Annotated in this window: 6 protein-coding genes; 2 read left to right on the top strand and 4 right to left on the bottom strand. The window is 44.2% G+C overall.

Features of this window, described 5'->3' with window-relative positions:
- Positions 1 to 508, top strand: a 508-nt coding sequence (locus HRT75_RS14185) for a succinylglutamate desuccinylase/aspartoacylase family protein (RefSeq protein ID WP_291188106.1), incomplete at its 5' end; no start/stop codon positions are given.
- Positions 505 to 1,065: a 5-formyltetrahydrofolate cyclo-ligase gene (locus HRT75_RS14190; RefSeq protein WP_291188109.1), complete on the top strand. Its 561-nt coding sequence runs from the start codon at positions 505 to 507 to the stop codon at positions 1,063 to 1,065. The genes HRT75_RS14185 and HRT75_RS14190, both read left to right, overlap by 4 nt.
- Here HRT75_RS14190 and HRT75_RS14195 read toward each other — a convergent pair.
- From HRT75_RS14195 to HRT75_RS14210, 4 genes are all read right to left on the bottom strand, one after another.
- Positions 1,062 to 1,697: a lipoprotein signal peptidase gene (locus tag HRT75_RS14195; RefSeq protein WP_291188111.1), complete on the bottom strand. Its 636-nt coding sequence runs from the start codon at positions 1,695 to 1,697 to the stop codon at positions 1,062 to 1,064. The genes HRT75_RS14190 and HRT75_RS14195 overlap by 4 nt on opposite strands.
- A gap of 28 nt (positions 1,698 to 1,725) precedes the next feature.
- A complete protein-coding gene (locus HRT75_RS14200) occupies positions 1,726 to 2,325 on the bottom strand; it encodes a hypothetical protein (RefSeq protein WP_291188114.1) in 600 nt (199 codons plus the stop codon).
- Between the two features lie 59 nt (positions 2,326 to 2,384).
- Entirely contained in the window at positions 2,385 to 2,768 is a 384-nt protein-coding gene (locus HRT75_RS14205; RefSeq protein WP_291188116.1) for a TraR/DksA C4-type zinc finger protein, read from the bottom strand.
- Positions 2,769 to 2,772: 4 nt separating this feature from the next.
- On the bottom strand, positions 2,773 to 3,779 hold a 1,007-nt coding region (locus HRT75_RS14210; RefSeq protein WP_291188120.1), incomplete at its 5' end, for a DUF5915 domain-containing protein.

The raw sequence follows: 3,779 nt of genomic DNA on the forward strand, positions 1-3,779 counted from the left end.
GCATATTCGCATTACCGGGCAAAACAAAAGACAGAATCAATTGGCGGAGATCTTTAACGCACCTTTTATTCTGCACTCCAAAAACATTAAGAAATCCTTCCGCAGTTATTGTGAGAAAAACGACATCACTGCCTTGCTCTTTGAAGGCGGAAAGTCTAACAGCATAGACAATGTGGTAAGCAACACGGGAGTCAATGGTGCCAAACGTGTTTTGAATGAATTGGGCATGTTGCGCTCTAAATTCAAGGTGAGTTCTCCCAAAAATAAATCAGTTGTGATTACACAGAGTCGTTGGTTGAGAGCCTCTACTTCTGGCATGTTCAAACCCTCTGTAAAAGCAGGAGAGCATGTTCCGGTTGGGCATGTTTTAGGTCATATCACCGACCCTTACGGCAAGGTGCATTACTGGATCCGATCAAACGCGGCAGGCTACGTGATCAATGTCAATGAAGCGCCAATTGTCTATCAAGGAGACGCACTGTTCCACATCTCCACAGAAAACCAATGACCAAGGCCGCTTTGAGAAAGGCGTATAAAGCTAAGCGCCAAAACTTATCAGAAGAAGCTCGTGAAGACTTCAGCTTGGCCATTGCCAATCAGGGGTTGACTTTGCCCATTTGGGAGTCTCAATACTACCATTTGTTCTTGCCTATTGCCCGGCAGTTGGAAGTCAATACAGAATACCTATTACACATTTTGCAAGGAAAGGACAAGAGTGTGGTGGTTTCTAAGAGCAATTTTGAAGATTCCAGCCTCACCCATTATCTCTTGGAAGATCATACTGTGATCAAACCCAACCCTTGGGGCATTCCAGAACCACAGGACGGTATAGAGATCCCTGCTCAAAGACTTCAAGTGATCTTTATTCCCTTATTGGCCTATGACCTTAAAGGGAATCGATTGGGTTATGGTAAAGGCTTTTACGACCGTTTTCTGGCGGATTGTGATCGCGAAGTGCTCAAAATTGGGCTTTCTTTTTTCCCTCCAGAGCAGGACATACCAAACAGTCCAACGGATATTCCATTGGATTACTGCATCAGTCCAGAAAAGGTGTATAAATTTTAGTCGTCAGAAAGTGAAGCTACGGTATCGGGCTTCTTTGGAAATGCCTTGCGGTGGAACACCAACAACATTAAGACTCCACAGGTAATTGAGGCATCAGCAATATTGAATACCGGCTCAAAGAAGGTAAAACGTTCGCCACCCCAGAACGGCAACCATTCTGGCAGATCCCCCGACCAAAGCGGGAAATAAAGCATGTCTACAACCTTCCCATAGAAGATCGGTGCATAACCGCCATCGTCTGGCATAAAACTAGCTACTTGCCCTAAAGAGTCGTTGAAGATCATGCCGTAAAACACAGAATCAATAATGTTTCCAAAAGCTCCAGCAAAGATGAAAGACACCGCTACGGTTAGGATTCTGGAGGTCTGTTTCTTTACAGAATCCCACAACCAATAACCAATCCCAACAATGGCAACCAGTCTAAATAAGGTTAAGAATAGCTTCCCATACTTTCCAGGAATTTTAGCTCCCCAGGCCATACCTTCATTTTCAATAAAGTAAATTCTGAACCAATCTTGGCCCAAAACGCTAAAGCCTCCATGCAGTTGATAATGGGTCTTGATATAGATCTTGCTCACCTGATCGATCAGCAAAACGAGAAAAATGATAATACCTGCTTTCTTTAAAGACATTAGCGAGTTTTAAGGCTACAAAAATACACTAATTTTTGGCTTTGAGATGGATACTTCCCTGCGGTACCACAACACGAATCAAGTGTGTTCCACTTTGGGGTAGTTCATTGGTAATTTTATCGGCTTGTCCAACAGTTTCCGCGTAAAGTCCTGTTTGTCCTTTGATGCGAACATTCCCATTAGCAGTCTCTAAAACTCCTGAGGCCAAAAAATTCTTGGCATCTATATTACCTGCATCGAGTCGTAATTCTACTGCAGCGAAACCTCCATTTAGCCCCACACTTAAACAACGTCCGGAAACGTTCAAATATTTTCCTTCTGGGATTTCTAGAGTCAGTTCTGCCGAAATCACTTTATGAGCGCCCAGTTTGTCATCCTCTGGCAGAAAACCAGGAGCAAAACCAATATTCACGTTCCAGGTCCCGCCCGTCTCAAAAACATTGAGTACGAGTTCTTGGGCAAATTCTCCTTCTGTGTTCAAAAAGGCTTTAAACCTATCGGTCTGGCTAGCGCGAACCGTCAAACGTGCAATATTGTCCACATCCACTTGCAGTACATCCAAGGCGGATGCATCCACATCTTTGATGGTTTCACTTTGGGCTGTCGCTGTGAGGGTACACAGCAGCATACATAAAATCAGCAGGAATCGAGACATAAACAAAAACGCCCCAAAACGGGGCGTCTGTATTATTTCTGCATGTTTTTGGCCTCAATGCTCAAAGTAGCGTGAGGAACCAACTTCAAGCGCTCCGGATTGATCAATTTTCCGGTCACACGGCAAATGCCATAGGTTTTGTTCTCAATTCGGATCAATGCGTTCTTCAAATCGCGAATGAACTTCTCTTGGCGGATCGCCAATTGGGAATTCGCTTCTTTACTCATCACTTCAGAACCTTCATCAAAGGCCTTGAACGTAGGCGAGGTATCATCGGTTCCATTGTTGGAATCGTTTTTATAAGCACTCTCAATCAACTCCAATTGTTGCTGAGCTTTCTCCATCTTTTCCATGATGATCTCACGAAATGCTTCTAGTTCCTTATCGCTGTAGCGGTTTTTCAATTCTTGCGCCATAGTCCTAATATTTTTTTATCGCTAGTCGGGTTTCGATATCGTCAAATGCAACTTCCGTGCCTTCTTTTAGGTCATCGGTGAACTCGAGACTCGCGGTTAAAGTTTCCGTTTTAATGTATTCCAGATTAGCAGCGACCGCAGCTTCCAACTCTGGGGCTTTTTGGATGGTTACTGAAACTTGATCTGTAACTTCAAAGCCCGAATCCTTACGCACATTTTGAATGCGGTTTACCAATTCTCTGGCGATGCCTTCGCTCTTGAGCTCCGGAGTGATGCTAACATCTAAGGCGACTGTGAGAGGACCGTTATTGGCCACGAGCCATCCTTCTATGTCCTGCGAGCTGATCTCCACGTCAGGCAGGCCTAAAATAATATTTTTTTCATTAATTACAACTGCCATTTCACCCTCCTTTTCAATGGTTTGTATATCCTCTTGAGTGAATTGTGAAACCGCGGCTGCAACGGCTTTCATATCTTTTCCGAATTTAGGCCCAAGGACCTTAAAGTTCGGTTTGATCTGCTTGACCAAAATACCACTGGCATCGTCTAGCAGTTCTATTTCTTTTACGTTTACTTCGGATTTAACCAAGTCTGCAATAAGTTCGATCTCGGCTTTATCCGCAGCATCCAAAACAGGAATCATAATACGCTGTAAAGGCTGACGCACTTTGATCTGTTCTTTCTTGCGTAACGAGAGCACTAGAGAAGATATTGTTTGCGCCTTCTGCATGCGATGCTCTAAAGCAGAGTCGATCAAGGCTTCATCGGCCTTAGGGAAATCGCTCAAGTGAACTGAACTCGCCGATTCCAAGCTACAAACAGCGTTGAGATCTTGATACAATCGATCCATATAAAACGGAGCGATAGGCGCGCTCAATTGCGCCACAAGATGCAAACAGGTATACAAGGTTTGGTAGGCTGAGATCTTATCCGGACCGTAAGCACCTTTCCAGAAACGGCGGCGACACAAACGCACATACCAATTACTCAAGTTCTCTTGAACAAAGTTGG

It is taken from the genome of Gilvibacter sp. (assembly GCF_013214815.1).
GTDB lineage: Bacteria > Bacteroidota > Bacteroidia > Flavobacteriales > Flavobacteriaceae > Gilvibacter.

Excerpts from the sequence above, each read along its gene's own strand:
- HRT75_RS14205 (WP_291188116.1), bottom strand. The coding sequence starts at position 2,768 with ATGGCGCAAGAATTGAAAAACCGCTACAGCGATAAGGAACTAGAAGCA.
- HRT75_RS14195 (WP_291188111.1), bottom strand. The coding sequence starts at position 1,697 with ATGTCTTTAAAGAAAGCAGGTATTATCATTTTTCTCGTTTTGCTGATC.
- HRT75_RS14200 (WP_291188114.1), bottom strand. The coding sequence starts at position 2,325 with ATGCTGCTGTGTACCCTCACAGCGACAGCCCAAAGTGAAACCATCAAA.
- HRT75_RS14190 (WP_291188109.1), top strand. The coding sequence starts at position 505 with ATGACCAAGGCCGCTTTGAGAAAGGCGTATAAAGCTAAGCGCCAAAAC.